At 46.1% G+C, this 23787-nt stretch carries 19 protein-coding genes; 10 read left to right on the top strand and 9 right to left on the bottom strand.

The annotated features are described in order from the left end of the window. Positions 1-12 precede the first annotated feature (12 nt). From DXN04_RS12820 to DXN04_RS12810, 3 genes are all read left to right on the top strand, one after another. A complete protein-coding gene (locus tag DXN04_RS12820; protein WP_116853754.1) occupies positions 13-1011 on the top strand; it encodes a sugar kinase in 999 nt (332 codons plus the stop codon). 1 nt (position 1012) lies between these two features. Next, positions 1013-1672, top strand: coding sequence for a bifunctional 4-hydroxy-2-oxoglutarate aldolase/2-dehydro-3-deoxy-phosphogluconate aldolase (locus tag DXN04_RS12815; RefSeq protein ID WP_116853753.1), 660 nt, complete (start codon positions 1013-1015; stop codon positions 1670-1672). A 114-nt stretch (positions 1673-1786) separates the two neighbouring features. Next, positions 1787-3091 carry an MFS transporter gene (locus DXN04_RS12810; protein WP_233525584.1) on the top strand — a complete coding sequence of 435 codons (1305 nt, stop codon included), beginning with the start codon at positions 1787-1789 and terminating at the stop codon, positions 3089-3091. Positions 3092-3175: 84 nt separating this feature from the next. Here the strand turns inward: DXN04_RS12810 and DXN04_RS12805 are convergent, their stop codons facing one another. Continuing rightward, positions 3176-4822: a UxaA family hydrolase gene (locus DXN04_RS12805; RefSeq protein ID WP_116853751.1), complete on the bottom strand. Its 1647-nt coding sequence runs from the start codon at positions 4820-4822 to the stop codon at positions 3176-3178. 411 nt (positions 4823-5233) lie between these two features. On the opposite strand from DXN04_RS12805, the gene kduI reads away from it, so the two are divergent. The 5 genes from kduI to DXN04_RS12780 are packed head-to-tail and all read left to right on the top strand — an operon-like array spanning position 5234 to position 10359. After that, positions 5234-6070: a 5-dehydro-4-deoxy-D-glucuronate isomerase gene (gene kduI, locus DXN04_RS12800; protein ID WP_116853750.1), complete on the top strand. Its 837-nt coding sequence runs from the start codon at positions 5234-5236 to the stop codon at positions 6068-6070. A gap of 22 nt (positions 6071-6092) precedes the next feature. Next, positions 6093-6857, top strand: a complete 765-nt coding sequence (locus DXN04_RS12795; protein ID WP_262512471.1) for an SDR family oxidoreductase — start codon at positions 6093-6095, stop codon at positions 6855-6857. Between the two features lie 22 nt (positions 6858-6879). Next, a complete protein-coding gene (locus DXN04_RS12790; RefSeq protein WP_116853748.1) occupies positions 6880-7929 on the top strand; it encodes a LacI family DNA-binding transcriptional regulator in 1050 nt (349 codons plus the stop codon). Positions 7930-7954: 25 nt separating this feature from the next. Continuing rightward, a complete protein-coding gene (locus tag DXN04_RS12785) occupies positions 7955-9112 on the top strand; it encodes a glycoside hydrolase family 47 protein (RefSeq protein ID WP_116853747.1) in 1158 nt (385 codons plus the stop codon). Continuing rightward, positions 9109-10359, top strand: coding sequence for a DUF2264 domain-containing protein (locus tag DXN04_RS12780; protein WP_116853746.1), 1251 nt, complete (start codon positions 9109-9111; stop codon positions 10357-10359). Before DXN04_RS12785 ends, DXN04_RS12780 begins: the two co-directional genes overlap by 4 nt. Before the next feature lie 91 nt (positions 10360-10450). On the opposite strand, the gene DXN04_RS12775 is transcribed toward DXN04_RS12780, so the two are convergent. The 7 genes from DXN04_RS12775 to DXN04_RS12745 form a co-directional block, all read right to left on the bottom strand. Beyond that, a complete protein-coding gene (locus DXN04_RS12775) occupies positions 10451-11128 on the bottom strand; it encodes a response regulator transcription factor (protein WP_116853745.1) in 678 nt (225 codons plus the stop codon). Beyond that, the gene (locus DXN04_RS12770) at positions 11100-11936 is read right to left on the bottom strand and encodes a sensor histidine kinase (RefSeq protein ID WP_116853744.1); all 837 of its coding nucleotides are present in this window, start codon (positions 11934-11936) and stop codon (positions 11100-11102) included. The genes DXN04_RS12775 and DXN04_RS12770 overlap by 29 nt, the downstream gene beginning before the upstream one ends. Then, positions 11903-12529, bottom strand: a complete 627-nt coding sequence (locus DXN04_RS12765; protein ID WP_116853743.1) for a hypothetical protein — start codon at positions 12527-12529, stop codon at positions 11903-11905. Before DXN04_RS12765 ends, DXN04_RS12770 begins: the two co-directional genes overlap by 34 nt. Before the next feature lie 214 nt (positions 12530-12743). Beyond that, a complete protein-coding gene (locus tag DXN04_RS12760; RefSeq protein WP_116853742.1) occupies positions 12744-13208 on the bottom strand; it encodes a hypothetical protein in 465 nt (154 codons plus the stop codon). A gap of 743 nt (positions 13209-13951) precedes the next feature. Next, positions 13952-14425, bottom strand: a complete 474-nt coding sequence (locus DXN04_RS34535; RefSeq protein WP_147319915.1) for a hypothetical protein — start codon at positions 14423-14425, stop codon at positions 13952-13954. 358 nt (positions 14426-14783) lie between these two features. Beyond that, complete coding sequence (locus DXN04_RS12750; RefSeq protein WP_116853740.1) at positions 14784-17093, bottom strand: GH92 family glycosyl hydrolase; 2310 nt, start codon at positions 17091-17093, stop codon at positions 14784-14786. Between the two features lie 111 nt (positions 17094-17204). After that, a complete protein-coding gene (locus DXN04_RS12745; RefSeq protein WP_199415037.1) occupies positions 17205-18881 on the bottom strand; it encodes an SGNH/GDSL hydrolase family protein in 1677 nt (558 codons plus the stop codon). Positions 18882-18990: 109 nt separating this feature from the next. Between DXN04_RS12745 and proB the strand changes: the two genes are divergently transcribed. Then, entirely contained in the window at positions 18991-20025 is a 1035-nt protein-coding gene (gene proB, locus DXN04_RS12740; RefSeq protein WP_116853738.1) for a glutamate 5-kinase, read from the top strand. A gap of 20 nt (positions 20026-20045) precedes the next feature. Continuing rightward, positions 20046-21293 carry a glutamate-5-semialdehyde dehydrogenase gene (locus tag DXN04_RS12735; RefSeq protein WP_116853737.1) on the top strand — a complete coding sequence of 416 codons (1248 nt, stop codon included), beginning with the start codon at positions 20046-20048 and terminating at the stop codon, positions 21291-21293. Between the two features lie 62 nt (positions 21294-21355). Here the strand turns inward: DXN04_RS12735 and DXN04_RS12730 are convergent, their stop codons facing one another. Further along, entirely contained in the window at positions 21356-23743 is a 2388-nt protein-coding gene (locus DXN04_RS12730; RefSeq protein WP_116853736.1) for a glycoside hydrolase family 9 protein, read from the bottom strand. Between the last annotated feature and the right edge of the window lie 44 nt (positions 23744-23787).

The following is a 23787-nucleotide window of genomic DNA, read 5'->3' as shown; positions in this document are numbered from 1 at the left end:
TAACCGAACTATATGAAACCAGTTAAAGTCATTTCCTTTGGAGAAATACTGCTCCGCCTGTCACCACAATGGGAACAGCACAATGCTGCCCTCTATGTAGGAGGGGCGGAAGCCAATGTAGCAGCCGCCCTGGCTAAGTGGGGTACACCTGTAGCCTACATCAGCCGCATGCCTGACAATGGTATTGCGCACGAAGTAGATCAACAGTTACAGGCCTTAGGTGTCAGCACAGATCGTATGCTGAAAGGTGGAGACCGCATCGGCATCTACTACCTCGAGCAGGGCAAAGACCTGAAAAATGCCGGTGTAGTATACGACCGCAAATATTCTTCCTTCAGCCAGTTACAGCCGGGAACGGTAGATTGGGACAGCCTGTTGGGAGATGCGGAATGGTTCCACTGGAGTGCACTCACCCCGGCGCTGAACGAGGATACCGCCATTATTTGTAAGGAAATACTGGAAGCAGCTACCCGCAAAGGATTGTTCATTTCTACAGACCTCAATTACCGCAGCCGCCTGTGGCAATATGGCAAACAACCATTTGCCGTGATGCCTGAACTCGTAGCATATTGCGACCTGGTAATGGGCAATATCTGGGCAGCACACACCATGCTGGATACCAACCTGAATACCGTAGCACTGGAAGCAAACAGCCGGGAAGTATACCTGCAGGAAGCACTGGCGGTAGCAAAGGAGATCACAGAAAAATTCCCCCGTTGCAAACAGGTGGCATTTACCTACCGCTTCTCACATGCACCTGCACATAACCTGTACTACGCTACCTGGTATGACAATGGTTCATTGAGTGTATCCAAACAATACGAAACCAATGATGTTGTAGACAGGGTAGGGAGTGGCGATAGTTTCATGGCAGGCCTGATCCATGCCCGCTTAAGCGGGATGGATGCACAGGAAACCATTTCATTTGCCGCTGCCGCAGCATGGTCAAAACTCTTCCTGAAAGGAGATTTCAATTTAACAGCTAAAGAAGATATCCTAAAACTCATTTAATATGGCAATAGCCGCATCTACCATCGTCTCAGCTTTCGAAAAAAGCAAAATCATTCCTGTGTTCTATCATGATGATGAAGAAGTTTGTTGTCAGGTGATGGCAGCCTGCTATGCCGCTGGTATCAGGGTGTTTGAATTCACGAACAGGGGAGAGCATGCACGTCGCAATTTCGCCACCATGCGCGACAGAAAACTGGTAGACATGCCTGATATGTACCTGGGCATTGGTACCATCAAGGATGCAGAAAATGCAAAGGCATTTGCAGGCGCAGGTGCTGATTTCATCATCAGCCCGATCACCGATGTAAGTATTGCAGATGCCTGCAAATCGCTGGACATCGTATGGGTACCGGGATGTATGACACCTTCAGAAATCGCTACCGCGGAAAAAACAGGTGCCCGTTTTGTAAAACTGTTCCCTGGTAGCCTCTTAGGCCCGGATTATGTCACCGCCATCAAGCCACTTTTCCCTGACATGAAATTTATGCCCACAGGAGGAGTCGCACCCACGAAAGAAAGTATCCAAACCTGGCTCAATGCAGGCGTGGTATGCGTAGGCATGGGCTCCAACCTGCTGAACAAAGACCTGATCGCTAAAAAAGATTGGGAAGGCCTGAAAACGCAATTGTCCAAAGTAGTGGACATCGTAAAAAGCCTGTAATCAACAGCTGTAACCAGTCATGGACTAATATACTGTCAATCTTGTGCAAACGTTTGCACAATTCGCGCCGGTTTTGTATCTTAAGTCCTCTTTATAAATTCCAAAATGAAAGGCATGGATTCCACATCAATAGGTAGATATCGCTGGCGCATTTGTGCGTTATTGTTTTTTGCGACTACCATCAACTATATAGACCGTCAGGTGATTGGCCTGCTCAAGCCAACATTATCGGAGTCATTTCACTGGACCGAAACTGACTTTGCCCATATCATGACTGCCTTTTCTGCTGCCTATGCTGTCGGATTATTATTCTTCGGCCGCCTGGTAGATAAGATAGGTACGAAGATGGGGTATATACTTTCCATCGTGGTATGGAGTGTAGCTGCCATCCTCCATGCACTGGCCAAAACCACCCTGGGTTTCGGCTTTGCGCGCGTATTCCTGGGATTGGGTGAATCGGGTAATTTCCCTGTCGCTATCAAAACTGTAGCAGAGTGGTTTCCTAAAAAAGAAAGAGCACTGGCCACCGGTATCTTCAATTCAGGAGCCAATATAGGTGCCGTACTGGCACCCATAGTCGTACCCTGGTTAAATGGTAAATATGGCTGGCAACAGGCATTTATATGGACAGGGGTGATTGGTTTTGTATGGCTCATCTTCTGGGTGATCTGGTATGAGATTCCTGCACGCCATAAGCAACTCACACAAGCTGAATATGATTACATTCATAGCGATGATGCAATAGAAGCACCTGTAAAAGATGTGGACCCTCATCCCAAAAGTGTGTCCTGGAGAAAGCTGCTGAGCATTCGTCAGACCTGGGCATTTGTATTCGGCAAACTGCTCACGGATCCTATCTGGTGGTTCTTCCTTTTCTGGTTGCCTTCTTATTTTGCAGATACTTATCATCTTGATTTTACGAAGCCCAATCCGCAACTGATGCTGATTTATACTGCTACAACCATTGGTAGTATCGGAGGTGGTTATTTGTCTTCATTCCTCATCAAAAAAGGATGGCCTGTATTCAAAGCAAGAAAGACATCGATGTTTATATTCGCGATCGCAGTAACGCCGATTATATTTATTCAATATGCTTCCAGTATCTGGGTAGTAGTAGGGCTCATTGCACTTGCAGCAGCTGCACACCAGGCATGGTCCGCAAATATCTTTACCACAGCTTCTGATATGTTCCCGAAGTATGCGGTAAGCTCAGTAGTTGGCCTGGGAGGTATGGCCGGATCAGTAGGAGGGAGCTTCTTCCCCTTTATCGTAGGTTATCTTTTGGATCATTATAAACTGTTAGGCAACATCACAGTAGGTTACAATATTCTCTTTGTAATCTGTGGTTGTATCTACCTTGTAGCCTGGCTAATGATGCACATCTTCGCACCAAAAATGGAACGGGTATCATTCGATTAAAAAAATACTTTGTATTAAACAAAAACGCTTTTGCCGAAGGCAAAAGCGTTTTTGTTTAATATTCAAAATTCAAATCAATTCTTCTTACAAACTCACCCCTCTCTTCCACGGAATAAAATCATCCTGATGCAGCAACTCTGCCTTCGTATGCACCTCCCCACTCGCTGCCTTTATCACATACTCCAAAATCTCTTCACCCATCTCCTCGATACTCACCTCTCCACTGATAATTGTGCCTGTATTAATATCAATAATATCCGGCATCCGCTGCGCCAGCTTCGTATTCGTTGCCAGCTTCACCACCGGTGCAATCGGGTTCCCTGTCGGCGTACCCAGGCCAGTTGTAAACAACACAATGTTCGCCCCGGATCCCACTTCAGCCGAAGTAGACTCTACATCATTCCCCGGTGTACAAAGTAAATTCAATCCCGGTTTCTTCACATACTCCGTGTAATCCAGTACATCAATCACCGGAGAAATACCCCCCTTCTTCGCCGCACCCGCACTCTTGATCGCATCTGTAATCAAACCATCCTTAATATTACCCGGAGACGGATTCATATAAAAACCAGATCCCACAGACTCTGCCTGACTCTCATACGCACGCATAATACGAATGAACTTATCAGACACATCTTTCTCCACACAACGGTTGATCAGCTCCTGCTCCACACCACACAATTCCGGGAACTCAGACAGGATAGAAGTACCACCCAATGCCACCACCAGGTCAGATGTATGACCTACCGCAGGATTCGCAGAAATACCTGAAAAACCATCAGACCCGCCACACTCCAGGCCAATCACCAGTTTGGACAGCGGACTTGGCTGACGACCCTGTTTATCCGCCTCAATCAGCGCCAGGAAAGTATCTTTAATCGCTGAAGACAACATCGCAAATTCAGAAGCACTCTTCTGCTGCTCATATACTAATACCGGTTTATCGAACGCCGGGTTCAGTTTCTTCAATGCTTCCTGAAGAATAGATACCTGCGCATGCTGGCAACCCAGACTCAGCACAGTCGCACCCGCCACATTCGGATGGTGAATGTACCCGGCCAGGAGCGCACACAGCGCATCAGAATCCTGCCTTGTACCACCACAACCACCTTCGTGCATCAGGAACTTAATACCATCTATATTATTAAATACAGTATGCCGTTTATTACTCAGGGTTACAGCTTCTGCCGTATAAGTCTTTATCGCATTCAGATCTCCTTTCTTATATAAAGAAACCAGATCCTGTACCTGCTCATTATATACTTCCGCAGGCGCAAACCCCAGCCCTTTTTCAAAAGCTGTCTTGATCACGCTCACATTGCGGTTCTCGCAAAATACCATCGGGATCACCAGCCAGTAATTACGCGTACCTACCTGCCCGTCATTACGGTGATACCCCATAAAAGTACGGTTCGCCCATTTACTCACATCAGGCTGTTCCCATGCTACAGTTCCTTCTTTCTCATGAAAAGCACTTGCATCGTGCTTAACATTTGTAATAGTGATCAGTTCTCCTTTTGCAATGGCGCAATTAGCTTTGCCTACCAGTACACCATACATAGTAATAGGATCGCCTTCCTTTACATCAGCGATCATGAATTTATGCTTAGCGGGAACGTCTTTTAATAAGGTTATAGTGGAACCATTAAACCCGACTTCCGTACCTTGCTGCAGGTCTTGCAAAGCAACAAGTACATTGTCGCCGGGATGTATTTGCAGATACTTATTCATATAAGCTAAAGTATAAAATTACCTTACTGCCTGTTAATACTAAAATCTTAATCTATAATGAGATTTTGCCTTTAGAATGATGCAAAATCACTCGATAGGTTGGCTAAAAGGTTTTAGCCAAACCGGGCAGCCCAAATCCCCGTCAGAAAAGGAAACCCCCGGATACAGCGTTCTCACCTTATGCAATTATTTATAATGTGATTAAATGCCGGTAAAGCCCTCAAACACCCGGAACCAGGTAGATTAGCCAAAAAAAGAGTGATCGGTGATAAAAAAGTATCAGTTTGCTGGCTATGCAAACGTTTGCATTTATGAGCATTTAGCACTATCTTTCCATTCAGTTATGAAAAGATGCACTGATACGCATCACCCACTATTTAATATCATTTCTAAAAATTAATTGTCAGCCATATGACTGCCGAAACGAGATATGCCACCAGCCCAACCTCCGTGTTGCGGTGGACGACAGACGAAACCAGAAAAGAACTGCTCATTGAAAAGCTCTTCATTGCCGACGATGCAGTACTTGTATATAGTCATTATGATCGCTTTATCACCGGGGGAATCATGCCGGTGAATAAAACCGTAAAACTGCTGGCACCCGATCAGCTGAAAGCTACCTACTTCCTGGAACGCAGAGAACTGGGGATCATCAATGTAGGCGCTCCCGGCCAGGTAAAGGTAGATGGAGAAATATTTGAAGTAGGCTTCAAGGAAGCACTCTATATAGGCAGAGGCAAACAGGAAGTGCTGTTCAGCAGCAATGACTGCGAACAACCCGCTAAGTTTTATCTCAACTCTACACCAGCTCACCAAACTTATCCAACACGCCTGGTCACTAAAAAGGAAGCCGAGATCGTAACCCTGGGTAGCATGGAAACTGCCAACCACCGTACCATCAATAAACTGCTGGTTGCTTCCGTATTGCCTACCTGCCAGTTGCAGATGGGCATGACAGAACTCAAACCCGGCAGCATCTGGAATACCATTCCTGCACATACACATGACCGTCGCATGGAAGTTTACTTCTACTTCGAAGTACCCGACGGGCAATCCGTTTGCCACTTCTGGGGCCAGCCACAGGAAACACGGCATATCTGGATGCAGAATGAACAGGCAGTGATTTCTCCGCCATGGTCCATTCACTCAGGTGCCGGCACCAGCAACTATACATTTATATGGGGCATGGCTGGCGAAAACCTCGACTATAGCGACATGGATGTATGTGCAGTGCCTGATTTACGTTAACCTGAAAAAAATAAACTTTATGATACTGCAGTCATTCAACCTCTCAGGCAAGGTGGCATTGGTCACCGGTGCCAAACGAGGTATTGGTAAAGGTATTGCCGTAGCACTGGCAGAAGCTGGCGCAGATATTATAGGTGTATCTGCTTCCCTGGAACCCACAGGGAGTGAAGTAGAAAAAGCGGTGCTGGCAGCCGGCAGAAAATTCTATGGCTATACCTGCGATATGGGCAATCGCGAAGCCCTGTATACTTTTATAAAAGAAGTAAGTACCCGCTTTCCTGTCATCGATATCCTGGTCAACAATGCAGGTACCATTCTTCGCAAACCGGCTGCAGAGCATCCGGATGAATACTGGGACGAAGTATTGGGCATCAACCTCGATGCACCATTTATATTGACACGCGAAATTGGTAAACAGATGCTTTCCCACGGCCACGGAAAGATTATCTTTACAGCATCGCTACTTACCTTCCAGGGAGGCATCAATGTGCCGGGATACGCTGCCAGCAAAGGCGCGGTAGGATCGCTGGTGAAAGCATTTGCCAATGAATGGGCAGGAAAAGGGGTCAATGTCAATGCTATAGCCCCGGGCTATATTGCTACTGACAATACCGCCGCCCTCCGCGCAGATGAAGAACGCAGCACTGCCATCTTATCACGCATCCCCGCCGGCCGTTGGGGTACTCCCGAAGACTTCCAGGGACCTGCCGTATTCCTGGCATCAGCTGCCTCGGACTATGTACATGGTACCATACTAACAGTTGACGGAGGCTGGATGGGTCGGTAGTACGATGGCTACACACTGATATATGAATAAAAGAACAGAAAAAACGATCGTTGATATTGCTGAAGAATTGGGTCTTTCCGTGTCTACTGTATCCAGGGCATTGAATGACCACCCCAATATCAGCGCACGCACCAAGGAGAAAGTGAAAAAGATGGCCCGTAAACTGGGCTACCGTCCCAATGCAATGGCTGCTGGCCTGCGCAATAACCGAAGTAAAACAATCGGTCTGCTCGTGCCCCGCATCTCCATGTTCTTCCCTGCCACTATCAGTACTGTCGTTCAAAACAAACTCCAGGAGCATGGCTATAATGTGATCATCTGTCAGTCCAACGATTCCTATGAACAGGAAGTGGCGCTAACCAATACCCTCTATTCAGCACGAATCGATGCACTGGCAGTATCCACTACATTATATACTACCGACTTCTCCCACTTCGATATCTTTAAGGATAACAATATTCCATTGGTATTCTTTGACAGGGTACCAACGGACTACGATGTCACCGTCGTGAAAGGCGATGATTACCTGGGTGGTTTAACTGTCACGAAACACCTGATAGAACAAGGTTGTAAAGACATTGTGCATATCTCCGGTCCGCTCACCTGCAGCCTCTATGTAGAACGGGTAGCTGGCTTCAGAACTGCCCTGCAGCAACACAAAATTCCTTTTAAAAAATCAAGGGTTTTTTACCAGGAGTTAACCCGTGAAAATGCATGGCAGGCATGCGAAAAGATCTTTGCAAAACAACCCTACCCCGATGGTGTATTCGCTGCCAATGATACCACTGCCATTACCATCCTGGAATATTGCAGGAAGATCAATGTCAGGGTACCGGAAGACCTGAAGATAGTGGGCTACTCCAACGACCCGAGAGCCGAAATCATCAACCCGGGCATCACTTCAGTAGACCAGTTTCCCGCACTGATGGGAGAGCGGGTGGCCGAAGCATTGCTGGACCTGATGCAACAACCCAGGCAATCGCCACAGCGCCACGCTGCGGCAATGGTACCCATTCAATTAATAAAACGTGCTTCTTCCGAAGTAAAATCAACAAAACGAAAAAAGAGTTAACAGTATAAACGAAAGTTCGTCACGTATGAAAAAACTACTCTTCCTCCTGGGCAGCGTGCTGCTTACAGGTGCTGTAATTCCCGTAAACGCACAGGTGGCGGCAGACAAAGCCCTGCACCTCGCTATTCAACAATACAAGCAAATGATGACCCATGTGCCGGATAGCCTGCTGCCCCGCACAACCGATAATAAAACCGGTAAACTGGTGACCTCCGGTACCGAATGGTGGACCTCCGGATTTTATCCCGGTACACTATGGTACCTCTATGAATATTCAAAAGATAAAACCATTCTTAAGGAAGCCCGCAAGCGCACTACAGAGGTGGAAAAAGAGCAATATAACAAGACCACCCATGACCTGGGATTCATGATGTATTGCAGCTTTGGCAACGCTTACCGCCTGACCGGGAATCCTAAGGACAAACAGGTGCTCATTACCAGTGCCCGCACACTCACTACCCGTTTCAACCCGGTAGTTGGTTGCATCAAATCATGGGATCATGGCAAGTGGAAATTCCCTGTGATCATCGACAATATGATGAACCTGGAATTGCTCACCTGGGCCACGAAAGAAACAGGCGATACCTCCTTCGCACACATTGCCCGTACCCATGCTAACACTACCATGAAGAACCATTTCAGACCCGATTTCAGCTCTTACCACGTCATCGGTTATGATCCCGCCACCGGTGCTGTCGTAGCCAGAAATACCGCGCAGGGATTTGCTGACAGCTCTGCCTGGGCCCGCGGTCAGGCATGGGGCTTATATGGTTATACCATGATGTTCAGAGAAACAAAAGATGGAGCTTACCTGGAACAGGCAAAGCAAATAGCCAACTATATCATTCCTCATCTGCCGGCTGATAAAATTCCTTACTGGGATTTTGATGCACCCGATATTCCAAATGCAAAACGCGATGCCTCAGCAGGTGCAGTCATGGCCTCCGCATTGCTGGAACTGAGTCAGTATACAAAGAACCAGACTTATTTCCAGACGGCGGAACAAATCCTGCAAACACTGAGCAGCGATGAATACCTTGCCAAAGCCGGTACTAACAATAACTTCATTCTCAAACACAGCGTAGGCCACCTGCCGGCAAATTCAGAAGTAGATGTACCGCTGACCTATGCGGACTATTACTTTGTAGAAGCATTACTCCGTTATAAAAAATACAGTAAATGAACAGGCGGCGTTTTATACAGGCAGTACCACTAGCCGGTCTGGCCACCGCCGTAAAAGCAGGCAGTATGTTACCCACATCCACTACAACCCATTCCGATGCCCCGAACGACAGGGAATACTGGACCTCACTGATGGTCCGCATCGCAGAACCGGTCCTGTTCAACCTGAGTAAAGGACAACTGAAAAAGCTGATGCCTTTGGAAGTAGCTCCTGCTTATAGCAAGCCCGTTGAAAAAGTGACCTATCTTGAGGCTTTTGGCCGTACTATGGCCGGTATCGCCCCCTGGCTGGAACTGGGAGCCGACGATACGGAAGAAGGCAAAATGAGGGGGCGTATGATCAAACTTGCCCTGGAGGCTACCGCCCAGGCTGTGAACCCCTCCGGACCTGACTTCATGAACTTCACAGCTAAGTACGATGCCCAGCCCCTGGTAGACGGTGCCTTCCTGGCACATGGTTTTATCCGTGCCCCGAAGCAACTCTGGGATCCCCTGCCAGATAAGGTAAAGCGCCAGGTCATAGCCGCCTTCAAAAGTCTGCGGAGCATCAAACCGGGCTATAATAACTGGTTGCTCTTTGCTGCCATGATAGAAACAGCCCTGCTGCAGTTCGGCGAAGACTGGGATGCCATGCGGGTGGACTTTGCCGTAAAGAAACACCAGGAATGGTACAAAGGCGATGGCATGTATGGCGATGGTGCCGACTTTCACTTTGACTACTACAATGGTTTCGTGATCCAGCCTATGCTCGTGGATATTCTAAAGGTCCTGCTTGCCAATGGCAAAGCCAATAAATCAGAGTATGAGCAGGCACTGCAGCGGATGCAGCGCTATGCCGTGATCCAGGAAAGACTGATTTCTCCTGAAGGCACATTCCCTGTAGTAGGCCGTTCTATGGCTTACAGGAATGCAGGTTTCCAGCCCCTCGTGCAATTGGCTTTATACGATCAGTTACCGGACAGCCTGTCACCGGCACAGGTAAGGTGTGCATTGACAGCAGTCAAGAAGCGCATCTTCGAAGCGCCCGGTACTTTTGATCAGGAGGGTTGGATGCAGCTGGGTTTCTGTGGCCATCAGCCGGAAATAGCAGATATCTATACTTCTACAGGCAGCTCTTACTTGTGTACAGTCGCATTTCTCGCATTAGGTTTAGCGCCCGGACATAAATTCTGGACCGGGGCAGCGGAAGAATGGACAGCGCAAAAAGCCTGGAAAGGGAAACCGGTTGTGAAGGACCATGCCTTATAATGGTTATTCAGCTGTTGCCATAGTTGTTTGTCTGAATACAAAATCCTGTACAGCGGGAAATAATTCAAATAACAACCCAAACATCATTCTCTTAATCAGTATTGATGTCGATCAGGCCATAGCGGATGCCGAAGATTACCAGACCTACCCGGGTTTTGACTTTCAGCTTATCGCATAGACTGCTCTTGTAGTCGTCGATCGTGCGTGGGCTGACGAACATCTTTTGCGCAATTTCTTTGTAGGACAATTCCGTACAGAGATATTGCAGGAAGGTTTTTTCCTTCGGCGTGAGTTCGATCTTTTCACTCAGCGACAACACATCTTTCTGCAGACCGGAGATCACCTTGCCGGAGATATAATCAGGCAGGTAGAAGTCTTTCTTGATGATAGAATCAAAGGCTTCCTTCAGGTCATCGGGTTCTACATTCTTCATAATGTAGCCTTTCGCGCCTGATTTCAGCATCTTAATGATCACAGATTCATCGTTCAGCATGGACAGTGCCAGTACCTTGATCTGGGGGAAATGGTTATTGATCCAGGTGGCAGTCTCATATCCGTTCATACCCGGCATATTCACGTCGAGAATGAGGATATCGGGGAGCTGCATTTCCCGGTTATTAATGATTTTGATGACTTCCTCTCCATTGTTCGCTTCGAAGAGAATGAAGTAATCCGTAAAAGTGTTAATTAATCGCCCAAGGGCTTTTCTGACAAGTACATGGTCATCAGCAATGGCAACACTATATTTCGCTTTCCTGGTTATGCTCATGGAATGATTGTTTGTTTACGGGTATAGTGATTCGGATAGCAGTTCCGCTGTTCTTAGCGCTGTTGATCTGAAAGGTTCCACCAATAAGACTGGCTCTTTTACGAATATTTCTGAGTCCAAGGCCCTTGTGCTGGTTTGAGTCGGCAAACAGGGCTTCCTGGTCAAAACCTATTCCGTTATCAGTTATTTCCAGGTCAATAAAGTCAATGTTATGGGAAAGTCTTACTTCCACTTTCGTTGCCTTGGCATGTTTCACAATGTTGTTCAGCATTTCCTGTACAATACGAAAGACAATGATTTCTGTCTGGTGGTCAAGCAGGTTCCGGATGTCTGCAAAATTAAAGGAAGTTTCGTACAAATTAGTTCGTCTCAGTCTTTCGAGTTCGAAATTGATACTTTGTCCTAAACCGACTTCCGTAATTCTGTCAGTATGGAGGCTGCGCGACAGGTCTCTCAGCTCTGTAATGGCTTTCTGCAGGGCTTTTCGGCTTTCCTCTATGTATTCATGCGCTTCACTGTTGTTTTCCACGGGTACGGTGAGCAGGGAGAGGGCTACAAAGGTCAGGGACTGACCAATGTTGTCATGGATCTCCTGGGATAGGTGTCCAAACACGTTTTCCTGGATTTCCAGCTGTGAGCGCAGTAGTTCCTGCTCATACCTTTCCTTGAGCAATCGTAGCTCCTGGGCCTGCGCAAGTCGGCCTTTCTGATTCAGAATCAGCATAATGATAATGAACCCTACCAGCAATACAAGTAGGAAGATCGATGTAAATACTACAGGGAAGATTTCCTGAAAATCAGATTGCATATAAACGAAATACTAAAGAATAAATATAGAATAATATTTATCATAATATTTGTTACATGTAGCGTAGTAAATACAAGCCATGGCATATTTGAAATAAAATTCAGGATTCCATTCAGCGGAAGGCTGCATGTATAAAAGAACAACAATCCGGTAGCTGTCCAGAAAGTAGGATCCTGGAGCAGGCTATGCGGACCGGGATATTTAATCCGCTCATAGAAGTAAAATATGCAGGTGATCACTACCAGCAGGCAGCCTACCATATAAGTATATGTATTGAAAATATTAGGTCCCTGAATAAAAAGCAGGTTGATCAGTGCACAAATGGGAAAGATGACAATGGTATAGCTCAGTGCTTTTATGACCTTAGGTGTCGATAAGAAGGAACGGAGCAGGAAGAGGAGGTAAGGAAAATTCAGCGTGATATAGCCATTATAGAATTTCAGGTTGTTCATATTATGAAGGCTGTACCACCAGGTAATAATTTCGACCGATATAGTGGCCAGTATATAAATAATGAACGAGTTCAGGTAGCTGGGAGGTTGTTTCTGCAATTTGGCCAGGAGTGCAACAATGAAGCATAACGAAATTGTCATGACAATCACCGGTTGCTGATAAAGCGAAAAATGTGATAACGTTAAAACGTTCAGTAGTGCACAGGACATAAAAATTATAATACGATAGCTTTTAACTGTTATTGGTCGTGGAAAGTTAGTAAAAGCAACGTGAAATTTTTTTTGCTTGAAATAAAACTGCCGGATGACTCATCCGGCAGTATAACTTGAAATCTGTATATAGATGGGGTATATATTAGATTTTACTGGTAACTGCAGCATCAATTTTAACACCCTTTAACTCGTTCCCAGCTTGACCGATGCAGGCTGGAGGGCAAGGATAACCAATATTAAAAGCTACGATCTCAGCACCATTAGGTGTGGAAACATACAGATCTTTATTTTCAGTTTTACCGGATTCGCTTACTTTCTGTTGAGTAGCTACGAAAGCAATGGTTTGTCTGTCTTCCAGCAGAATGTTTTCCGGGTAGGAAGAAGGATATACCCCGAAATAGACTCTGATACCGTCCGCACCAGCAGCTTCAGCTGTCTCGATATAGTGTTTCAGTTCAGCCAGGCTGTACCAAACACTCAGGGAATCCAATTTGCCCAGACGTTCAGAATTCGCTTTCCATCTGGTTTCCTTGTAATTATTCCGGAGCATGGTAACATGCTTATCGTTTACAAACTGACCGGCCTTCATAATAGTAGCGGCTGACATAAGATATTGTTTTAGGTTTTGAAAATCTCATTGACAACATAAAACTAATTATAAACAAATACAGTTATCACTGTAAGTTATTAATAATCATAACATTACAATGTGTATAAATTCGTAATTACTGTATAATCAGTTCATATATGATTTTATATAATGCAAAAACCGCCCTTTTCTACTCAAAATTCCTGTAAAGATGCAGTAATATTTGCGTTAATAACGGTACGTGTATACCGGGAATTATCGGTGTGGGTATTTTTTTTCTACATACTACCTGATTTAGGGATACTCCTTCGGTCAATTCAGGGCTATTACGATTACACTTTAGAATGGAGATCTTGAATACCGGGAAACCCCGGTCTTTCAAATACCGTGATTCACGCAGTTTTTATATACGTATAGGTACGTTTCGTGTTGATTCATTGCCGGTTTTTTATACCCACGAAATCGTAAAACTGAGACTGTATCTCAGTAATTTATCCACCAAAAACCTCCTACCAGCATGACTGACAGGCATTTTGCTCATTGCGTGTTTATTCGGATGTTATAACAGTTAATCCAAACATAACAAATGCACCTAACATATTCATTCATCAAGCGTGCTACGTCAACTTTATTTTTAATAATATTGATCAGGCAATTAGCCTGAATGCTGATTTAAAATATTGTACCCTTTGAAAACCCTAAATTGTATTGTCCCCCCCAAAGTACCATAACTGGCCTGCTTTTTAGCAGGCCTTTTCTTTTTATACTACTCTCACTTCGTATTCCTTCAAAGCCGTCACGTCATACAAAAACCGAAATGCAATCACCGTTTGCAACAGTGTATTGGAAGTCTGCAATGTAATCTCCGTATCACTCTCCGTTACCCAATTGTTTTGAGCAGCGGGCTCTCCGTATAAGTGGCTCAGCCTTGTAGCCAGCTGAAAACCAGCTTGATCCGGGTAAATAAATAGTCGGTTGATAAATCCATTCTCATTCACTCCCGCAAAGAGATGACTCAATGCAATCCCACTGTCTTTTTGCTCAATCATACACCTGATAGGTCTGTTAAATACATGGTAAAGACTGGCATGTGGTGAGACAGTAAAATGATGTTTGCCAGTGTATAAGTTAAAAGGTAACATACCTGGAATGTGTCCAGGTTTACGGCCCAGCTGAATATCGCCGATGCCCAGGTTGTGGAACCTGAAACGGGTTGGTTGCGATGAAGATTTCATATGTGCAGGGTTAGTTATTATAAATTTACGAAATCCTTTTATCATGATGCTCCCTTCAACCTGGCATGGATACTTAAGTACCAGGTAAATACCTATGCTTGTTCTATACTTCTTCGACGCTTGTTCGACGCTTCTTCGATGCTTGTTCGACGCTTCTTCGACACTTCTTCGACACCAAAAGGTCACCTCTATATCCCGGGGATATTGAAGTGACCTTTTGGTGCCCTTATAGTGCCCTTTCGATGTACTGTTTCCATCGAAGCCTACTACCCGCTTAAAACTCAAAAAGGCCCCTTCAAGGCCGTTTCCAACCTCAAAGAGACCTTTCGATCTATGCTTTAGCAAATAATGTTACAACCTACTTCTTTGGCTTCGCTCCCATATAAAACACCAGCTTACCACCATTCATAATATCTTCATGCGTAATTGAATTACTCAGTACCGGTTTACCATTCAGCGTCACCTTCTGCACATACACATTCGTCTCACTCTGATTCGGTGCCTCTACTGTAAAGGTTTTCCCGTTTTCTAACTCTAATACCGCATTCTTTACCGCCGGACTACCCAAAATGTACTCAGTAGATCCAGGACAAACCGGATAGAAACCAAGAGAAGTGAAAATATACCAGGCACTCATCTGACCACAGTCATCATTACCACCCAGACCATCAGCTGCCGGTTTATACATCTTCTTCAGGATCATCCTCACACGCTCCTGCGTTTTCCATGGCTCACCCGTCCAGTTATATAAGTAAGCCGCGTGGTGAGATGGCTCATTACCATGTACATAGTTACCAATTATACCATCCCTCGTGATATCCTCCGTCTCTGCAAAGAACTCATCCGGCAGGTGCATCGTGAACAGGGAATCCAGGTGACGGGAGAACGCCTTCTTATCACCACGCAGTGCTATCATGGCCGCAGGTGCCTGTGGTACATACAAACTGTAGTTCCAGGCATTGCCTTCTATGAAACCCTGGTTGTCTGTCTTCAGTGGATCGAACTCTTTCCTGAAACTACCATCACTCAGGCGTGGCCGCATATAACCCGAAGCAGGATCATATACGTTCTTATAATTTTCAGCCCGCTTCATGAATTCCGTATAGATATCGTTTCTGTTCAGTTTCTTCGCCATCTGTGCTATACACCAGTCATCATACGCATATTCCAGCGTCTTGGATACCGAAGCACCACTCTTGTCCTCAGGTACATAGCCATTGTCTATATAGTAGCCTAAACCATCATAGTTACGATGACGCGCCGTCGTTACACAGGCATCCAAAGCCTTGTTCGCATCGAAAGGAGCATTACCCTTGATCACCGCATCCGCAATCACCGATACACTGTGATAACCGATCATACACCAGTTCTCATTTGCATAATGTGACCATACCGGCAGCATATGCTGTGCACTCTGGTCAAAGTGTGCCAGCATGCTCTGTGCCATATCCGCATTGCGTTTTGGCTGGATGATATTGAACAGGGGATGCAATGCACGGTAAGTATCCCAGAGGGAGAAAGTCGTATAATTGGTGAAATTCTTTGCCTGGTGAATATTCTGGTCTAAACCACGGTAGCTGCCGTCTACATCCATATAGGTAGTAGGACTGATGAATGCATGATACATGGCAGTATAGAAGTTCACCATTTCATCCTCATTCAGCAGCTGCGCATCGATTTTGTGCAGTTCCTTATTCCACAGCGCCTGACCATCAGCTTTCACTTTTTCAAAATCCCATCCCGGAGCTTCTGCTCTCAGGTTCTTCAATGCACCTTCTGTACTCACTGGTGATAATGCAAACTTGATCTTCACCTTTTCGCCGGCGGCTACCTTGAAGTCAAAATAAGCGCGGATCTGTCTTCCCGCCATTTCAGGGAAATTGTGGTTCGTGTCGAACTTCCTCCAGAAACCTCTGTATACATCGTTCGTCTGGTTCTGATGCCCATACTGATAGAATGGTTTGGAGAAGGACATGGCGAAATATTCGATCCTTGTTCTTGCCCAGCCGTTCGTCTGGCGGTAACCTGTAATGAGGGTATCATTTTCCACTCTTACAAATGTCCACACGTTCTTGTTGGAATAATTATAAATACCCGCCATCAGATCGAGAATGATGTGTGCCTGATCTGTAGCTTCTGCAAAAGTATACTGGTGAAAACCGACCCTGTTGGTAGCCGTCAGTTCCGCTGTAATATTGTATTTATCCAGCTTCACTTTGTAGTAATCGGCAGCAGCGGTTTCATTGTCGTGCGAGAATGTACTGCGGTAACCCGTTTCAGGATGATCTGCTGTACCCGGGTTCAGGTGCAGCTGACCGGTAGTCGGCATAATGAGAAAATCACCCAGGTCAGAGTGACCGGTGCCACTGAAGTGGGTATGACTAAATCCACAAATCGTCTTGTCCGAATACTGATAACCCGCGCAATACTTATACACATCCGGGTTATATTTTCCATTCATTTCATAAGGAATGGTATCCGTGTCAGGACTCAGCTGCACCATGCCGAAAGGTACGGTAGCCCCGGGATATACATGCCCCATTTTGGCAGTACCGATTATAGGTTTCACATACCGGGTCAGGTCTTTTTCCTGTGCCTGTGAAGATTCCCTGGCAAAGAGCGTAACAGCGGTCAACATTGTAAGGTGAAAAGCAAAACGTGCACCCATTGGTTCAATTGATTTTTAAGCGTTGTAAAGTACAGGCACGGTTCAAAACACGTGTCACAGTTGGGTCAAAGAGTTTAAATGAAATGTAAATCCAGGGCCTGAATTGTAAATCTATTTCAAATACGGTTGCAGGTAAGTCGCCAGTTTACTATACCCTGTATTGTTTGGATGCAGGCCATCTGTGTAAAGAGTACTGTCAGGTGTCTGGTCTGCCTTCAGCAATACCTGCCCCGGGTTGATGAACTGCACCTGTGTACTGCCTGCCAGCTGGAGAATGCTTTTGTTGATTTTTGCTACTCTTTCAGCCATATCTACCCTTGGCAGTATGCCTGCTAAAAGTATATCCGCCTTTGCCTGTCTTGCTTTAATGGCAAGTACCAGTTGCTGCAGTCCTGCTATGATTTCCGCATCATTATTCATCTGCAGGTTATTCGTACCTATCATGATGAGGATCTTCTTTGCTTCAAAACCATCCAGTTCATCATGATAAACCCGCCAGAGCACATTTTCAATCCTGTCCCATCCAAAACCCATATTCCGTGCGCCTGCAGGCCAGGAATCTGTGCCCCTTGCAATTGGCCCCGCAGGTTGTCCACCCCAGAAGTGTGTGATGGAATTACCAATGATGGCAACTTTGGGGGCCTCCTTTTTGTTCATGCGCAACTGCGTATAATGGCGCAGATCCCAGTCATAGCGAACCAGTTCGCGGTATTGCCGGCAGGGGATGGTCGTATTGATATTGCCCACCGGCTCATTAAAAATCTGCCTGAGTACCTGCGCATAGCCTTTGGCATATTGCTGCATTCCTATATCATTGGGATGCGTGCCGTCTACGGTACTTTCCAGGTCTAAGCCTAATTGAGCCGCCGGCAGCAGGTATAATTGCTTTTCGCCATGCAGGAGCAATTGCTCATAAGCGGCTTCCTGTGCAGCATTGCCGCTGATACGGGCATGTTCTACCAGTAAAATCGGTGTCGCAGGTTTCATCTTCCTGATTTGCTTTACAGCCGTCAGTACCTTTTCAGTGATCTCTGCCGCGGGGAGCCCTGAGATATTGGGCAGACAATCCAGCACATACACCTTCGCATCTATATCAGTCAATAATTCCGTTACCGGCGGATCCAGTTTCCCGTTTCCCGCAAAACCAAGATTGACCAGGGGCCGGTCCATGATCCTTTCCAATTGATTGGCCCAGGCTAATCCCGGGCGGGAGGCACAGGCTCCCTGGGCAATAGAAGTGCCGTAAATGACAATAGGCTGCTCCAGCCGCAGGGGCAGAAAGTGAATAGAATCGGCTTTGGTACCTATTTCCAGCCATTGTACCGTATTGTAGAGTGGCAGGTACAGGCGGTATTCCCCCACATCCTTACTCATACCGGAAAACCTGTAAGTGATGGTATCCCCGAAACTGTATTTCCCAGCACTCCATTTCCATTCTCCATTAGGATCTATGCTGTATAAATCTACACCACTGGCACCTGTAGCCGGCATATGAGGCATTTCCTGTTTGCCACTTACCACATACCTGACCATAATATCCGGGGCAGAGGTACGAAAGCGAAGGGAAAGTCCCGCACTCATCCTGGATAGACTCCATACTTTGGGAGGCACTGTTTTTTCCGCCCTGGCGGGTAGTCTGTCATACTTGCCGGCAACCGGGAAGCCCTGACCTTCAATCCAGGCAGGGGTATACCAGTGATACCCGGTATCCTGCTGAGCATAAGCAGTGCCGCAGATCAGGCTGATAATGGCTATCATGGCTAAGGTAGGAATTCGACTGTTTTTCATGGGTTTCTCATTTTAACCGGCCGCAGGCCGCAACCAGACCTGGCAACAAAATACTTTTTTAAAATATACTCAGCAATTTGAATAATTTTGGCAACAAATTTTTGGGACAGTGACTAAACCGATACTCGTAATCAAATTTGGATCAGCCTCCATCACACATGCAGATGGGGAGCTGGATGAGACGATCATAGCTTCAATAGCCCGTCAGGTGGCAGAATTACAGGAGCAGTACAATATCGTGTTAGTTTCTTCAGGAGCAGTAGCTGCAGGCAAAAAATTCCTGCAGGGATACAGTGGCACCATTAGTGAGCGCAAAGCGGCAGCTGCCATCGGCAACCCCTTGCTGCTCAGCAAATATGCCCGTTATTTCGCTCCTTACAACATCGCCATTGCCCAAAGTCTCTGCGAACGCCGTCACTTCAGCAACAGGCAGCAGTTCCTGCAACTGAAGAAAACGTACGAAGAGCTGTGGGCCAGCAATGTCATCCCGGTAGCCAATGAAAATGACGTAGTGAGCGACCTGGAATTGAAATTCTCTGACAACGATGAACTGGCGACCCTGATTGCCGTAGGCTTTGGTGCCTCTTTGCTGTTATTCAGTACCTCCGTAGGCGGATTGCTGGGTAAAGACGGAAAGGTAGTCCCGGAAATCCCGGAAATCAACGAATCAATATTATCACTGGCAGATACAAAGAAATCATCAGTAGGCCTGGGTGGCATGGTGTCCAAACTCACCTTTGCCCGCCTGGCTACAAGAATGGGAATCGGTGTGGTGATCTTCGGTATTCATACCACCGATGGCATCCTCAATGCCATTGCAGGCACCACAGGCACCGTATGTTTACCACAGGAATGCAGCATGCCTGCAAGAAGGAAATGGCTGGCCAGCGGTAGTCTGGTCACAGGCAGAGTACTGGTAGATGCCGGTGCACTGACAGCACTACAGAAAAGACGTAGCTTGCTGGCAGTAGGTGTATTAACCGTGCTGGAAACATTTGAAGGAGGAGAGGTGTTTGAAATAGTAGACGAAGAGCACAATGTAATTGCCGTGGCACGCGCAAAAGTTTCTTCTGATTTACTCTCGGAAGACAACAAACAACATGACCTTGAGGTAGCACATGCAGACGATATCGTACTGCTGTAGCCACCGGAAACGAAATTACAATGCAAAGCATACAACAAATGCTGGTAGATGCACAACAGGCTACCAGCGCTATAAAATCACTTGCCGATGAGCAGAAGCAACAACTGCTGCGCAGACTGGCAGTGCAGGTGACAGCGCAGACAGCTGCAATCGTTGCCGAAAATAAAAAGGATCTGGATAAGATGTCTGACGAAGACCCTAAGAAAGATCGCTTATTACTGAATGAACTGCGCATACAACAACTCGCAGAGAGTCTGAACGAAATTGCCGCTTTACCTGATCCTGCCAATGAAGTAGTATTAGAACGCACGCTGGACAATGGGCTGCATGTACAAAAACGTACGGTTCCTTTGGGTGTAGTGGGGGTGATCTATGAATCAAGACCCAATGTAACCCTCGATGTGGCAGCACTCTGTATCCGTTCAGGCAACGTATGTGTGCTGAGAGGTGGCTCCGATGCTTTCCATACCAATACCATCCTGGTACAAATCATCCAGGATGTGCTGCAGGAATTCAACGTCAATGTACATACCGTACAATTACTGCCTGTGGATCGTGCCCTGATCCAGGAGATGCTCAGCGCAGTAAAGTATATCGATATCATCATTCCAAGAGGTTCCCAGCAACTCATCGAATTTGTACGTGCAAACAGTAAGGTACCTGTGATAGAAACAGGTGCAGGTGTATGCCATACATATGTGGAAGCCACAGCTGATCTGGAGAAAGCCAGCAGGATCGTGACGAATGCAAAAGTGAGCCGTCCCTCAGTGTGTAATTCACTGGATACAGTGTTAGTAGATCAGCAGGTAGCTGCCGGGTTATTGACATTGTTAGCTCCTTCACTGGCGGCGTATAATGTGGAGATCTTTGCAGATGCACCTTCTTACAAGATCCTGGAAGGCTTGTCTTATCCACATCTGCAACACGCAGCACCAGCAGATTTCGGTCGTGAATTTCTCGACTTCAAATGCTCTGTGAAAGTGGTAAATGGAGTAGAAGAAGCATTAACGCATATACGGGAATTCTCTTCCAAACACTCCGAAGCCATTGTATCCAACGATGCAGCCATCAGTGAACGCTTCCTGAACGAAGTAGATGCCGCTGCAGTGTATGTCAATGCCAGCACCCGTTTCACCGATGGCGGTGTATTCGGCTTGGGTGCAGAGATCGGGATCTCTACACAGAAACTCCATGCCCGCGGACCTTTTGCACTGGAAAAGCTGGTGACAGAAAAATGGTTCGTTAGAGGAGATGGGCAGGTGCGTTAATGTATTGACCTGATTCGAAATTCATGGAAAAAATTTTATCATTCATTGAATGGATTTCTTATTCAATTGACCGATTCATTTATTTTCCGGAAGCTATATCCTTGCTTTTTCAATGAGGTGATCAGCTCATCCAAATGATCATACAATTTATCTTTACGCCGGGGATCAGTGCCTGCATGAATCAGCAGGATCACACCATTCAATCCTCCCTTGAACCGGGAGATGGATGTCAGGATAGCCGCACTGCTTTTGTAAGCGGCACCCATTTCCGGATAGGTATAATCAGCATTGCTGCCTGTACCCGGCGTAAAGTTTACAATCTGTAATCCCATCTCAGCAGACCATGCAGCAATCGTACTGTTCCACCATTCATAAGGAGGAATATAATATCTCACTTCAGCAGTATCCACACCAGCCTTAGACATCTTTGCCAGGCAACGTTTCATATCATCCCGGAATTCAGCGGCTGTTACCAGTAAACTATCTCTCTTATTCCAGTCACAATACAATAAATGCTGATCAGAATGTGGTCCTAAATAATGACCTTGCCTGATCAAAGCACGTACATCATGTTGCGCATAAAACCTGCCTGTGAAGAAGAAAGAAGCCTTTACTTTCTGTTGCTGCAATACCCGTGTAATAGCAGGTAAACCATCTGCAAATTCATCTGCTGTAAATACAAGTGAGATTTCTTTTTTAGTAGTATCGGTTCTTACAATTCCCCGTTGCACCACCGTATTCTTAGCACTTTCCTGTGCTGCCAGCAAATAAATCAATACTGCCGTACCATCCATAGTCGGCTCATTCGTACTGTAATCTCCAAAGTCATCATGGTACACAGCGAGATCACTTTGGAAAGGTGCATACTCATCTTCATTCTCCAGTTTGATCCCGATCAAACCCTTGTAAATACTGGTATATACAGGCCCATCTACCAATCCGCCATCTATCGGATATTGTTTCAGGTGTGTAAAAGATGAATGCGGATCAGCTGGCGTATCGCCATTTGCAGGCAATCCATACACCATGGACGTACCCCAGGGATTACAACCAAAGAGCCAGTCAAAACAAGCCTGCTCCAGTGGCAGATAAGTATTATCACCACTCAGTTGTCTGTACCAGTAACATTGAATGGTAAATGCAGTTGTTAAATTATTACTACACCAGATGAAAGGAATGGCGCGATAAAAAGCATTGTGATTCGCTTTTTGCCAAACCCTTTCAATCCCTTCTTTATAAAATTGAACCAGGCTATCTCTTTGTGCGCCCTTTAGTTGTTTCGCCAGTTCATAATGCCCCGGGTTAATAAAAGGATACCATTGATAATGCCGGGCAGTATCTTTCCCTAACCAGGGAGTCACCGGTTCCTGCCTGGCAAAGGCCATTGCCTCCGCAGGTTTTGTGAGCATGGCGGCTGCCAGTTCCATATCATCTACCCAGTTGTCTTCTTCATAAAAATAAGGTGACCTGCCGGGTGCTGTCTGGCAGACACCCGGGTATTTCAATCCTAACTGGTATGCTGCATTTGCCTTATCCTTCATCAGGGAAGAAGAAAATAATTGTGATCCCAATGCAAAGCAACTGGCAAACTTACCTGCTGTAGAAGCGACTCCTGTAGCCCGGTTCTTATATTTCAACAATCCCTGGGGCTGGCCGGAACAGAAGTAAACGGGCCGCTCTAATCCATGCTGGTAAAAGTTTGTATCCTGTTTTGGTAAGCGCATACCCTGGTGATCCCTGTCGTCCCCAATCTGGTTAAATAGCCAGTCATCAGCAGGATACATTTTCAGCAACCAGTCAAGGCCCCATTTCGCCTCATCCATGGCATCAGAGAAGCCGTTTCTGCCGCTTAACCCATTAGCCTGTACAGTATCTCCAAATACATCGGGGAAGTCTCTGCAGGCAGCTAATAAGTGGTAAGTGGCATTAGCAGAAGTAGTGGCATATTGAAGGTAATCAGTAGCATCATGCCATCCTCCTGATACATTAATAAATGTATCCTTAGGTGCATACACCGTAAACCCGTCATGGGTATGACAGCTATCTTTCAAAAAGGGATTGAAACCACTTCTCTGTTGCCGCATATATCTTAGACAAAACTCCGCGGCTCCCCCATACACATTTTCATTGATTTCAAACTGTGGAGACCTTGTATCGCCGGTCTGTATATAATATAGCCCTGCCCGCTGCAAAGGCGAAAAATCCAGTCTGCATGTTTGCGCAAAGGGGCCATAAGCACCAGCGGCTTTTCCGGCAGCATGCCTGTACATCACCTTACCGGTACGGGCATCAACAACCTCAAAAATTTTTAATGTATCTTGGCCCTTACTGCACCAAACAGCGACTTTCATTCCTGCAGGGCGGTATCCGAGCTGATTAATTCGGATCCAGTCTGCACGCAGCGAAAGATGTAAAAACAGCAGCAGCAATAGTATGGATAATTTTTTCATACACTTATCTTTGTCTGTGGAATCAGGATGAATGTAAATTTATT

This window comes from Chitinophaga silvisoli (assembly GCF_003412465.1).
Lineage (GTDB): Bacteria > Bacteroidota > Bacteroidia > Chitinophagales > Chitinophagaceae > Chitinophaga > Chitinophaga silvisoli.
Note: the sequence above shows the minus strand (reverse complement) of the source record. Positions and strands in the feature narration are given on the sequence as shown.

Excerpts from the sequence above, each read along its gene's own strand:
- DXN04_RS12820 (WP_116853754.1), top strand. The coding sequence starts at position 13 with ATGAAACCAGTTAAAGTCATTTCCTTTGGAGAAATACTGCTCCGCCTG.
- DXN04_RS12815 (WP_116853753.1), top strand. The coding sequence starts at position 1,013 with ATGGCAATAGCCGCATCTACCATCGTCTCAGCTTTCGAAAAAAGCAAA.
- DXN04_RS12810 (WP_233525584.1), top strand. The coding sequence starts at position 1,787 with ATGGATTCCACATCAATAGGTAGATATCGCTGGCGCATTTGTGCGTTA.
- DXN04_RS12805 (WP_116853751.1), bottom strand. The coding sequence starts at position 4,822 with ATGAATAAGTATCTGCAAATACATCCCGGCGACAATGTACTTGTTGCT.
- kduI (WP_116853750.1), top strand. The coding sequence starts at position 5,234 with ATGACTGCCGAAACGAGATATGCCACCAGCCCAACCTCCGTGTTGCGG.
- DXN04_RS12790 (WP_116853748.1), top strand. The coding sequence starts at position 6,880 with ATGAATAAAAGAACAGAAAAAACGATCGTTGATATTGCTGAAGAATTG.
- DXN04_RS12785 (WP_116853747.1), top strand. The coding sequence starts at position 7,955 with ATGAAAAAACTACTCTTCCTCCTGGGCAGCGTGCTGCTTACAGGTGCT.
- DXN04_RS12780 (WP_116853746.1), top strand. The coding sequence starts at position 9,109 with ATGAACAGGCGGCGTTTTATACAGGCAGTACCACTAGCCGGTCTGGCC.
- DXN04_RS12775 (WP_116853745.1), bottom strand. The coding sequence starts at position 11,128 with ATGAGCATAACCAGGAAAGCGAAATATAGTGTTGCCATTGCTGATGAC.
- DXN04_RS12770 (WP_116853744.1), bottom strand. The coding sequence starts at position 11,936 with ATGCAATCTGATTTTCAGGAAATCTTCCCTGTAGTATTTACATCGATC.
- DXN04_RS12765 (WP_116853743.1), bottom strand. The coding sequence starts at position 12,529 with ATGACAATTTCGTTATGCTTCATTGTTGCACTCCTGGCCAAATTGCAG.
- DXN04_RS12760 (WP_116853742.1), bottom strand. The coding sequence starts at position 13,208 with ATGTCAGCCGCTACTATTATGAAGGCCGGTCAGTTTGTAAACGATAAG.
- DXN04_RS34535 (WP_147319915.1), bottom strand. The coding sequence starts at position 14,425 with ATGAAATCTTCATCGCAACCAACCCGTTTCAGGTTCCACAACCTGGGC.
- DXN04_RS12750 (WP_116853740.1), bottom strand. The coding sequence starts at position 17,093 with ATGGGTGCACGTTTTGCTTTTCACCTTACAATGTTGACCGCTGTTACG.
- DXN04_RS12745 (WP_199415037.1), bottom strand. The coding sequence starts at position 18,881 with ATGAAAAACAGTCGAATTCCTACCTTAGCCATGATAGCCATTATCAGC.
- DXN04_RS12735 (WP_116853737.1), top strand. The coding sequence starts at position 20,046 with ATGCAAAGCATACAACAAATGCTGGTAGATGCACAACAGGCTACCAGC.
- DXN04_RS12730 (WP_116853736.1), bottom strand. The coding sequence starts at position 23,743 with ATGAAAAAATTATCCATACTATTGCTGCTGCTGTTTTTACATCTTTCG.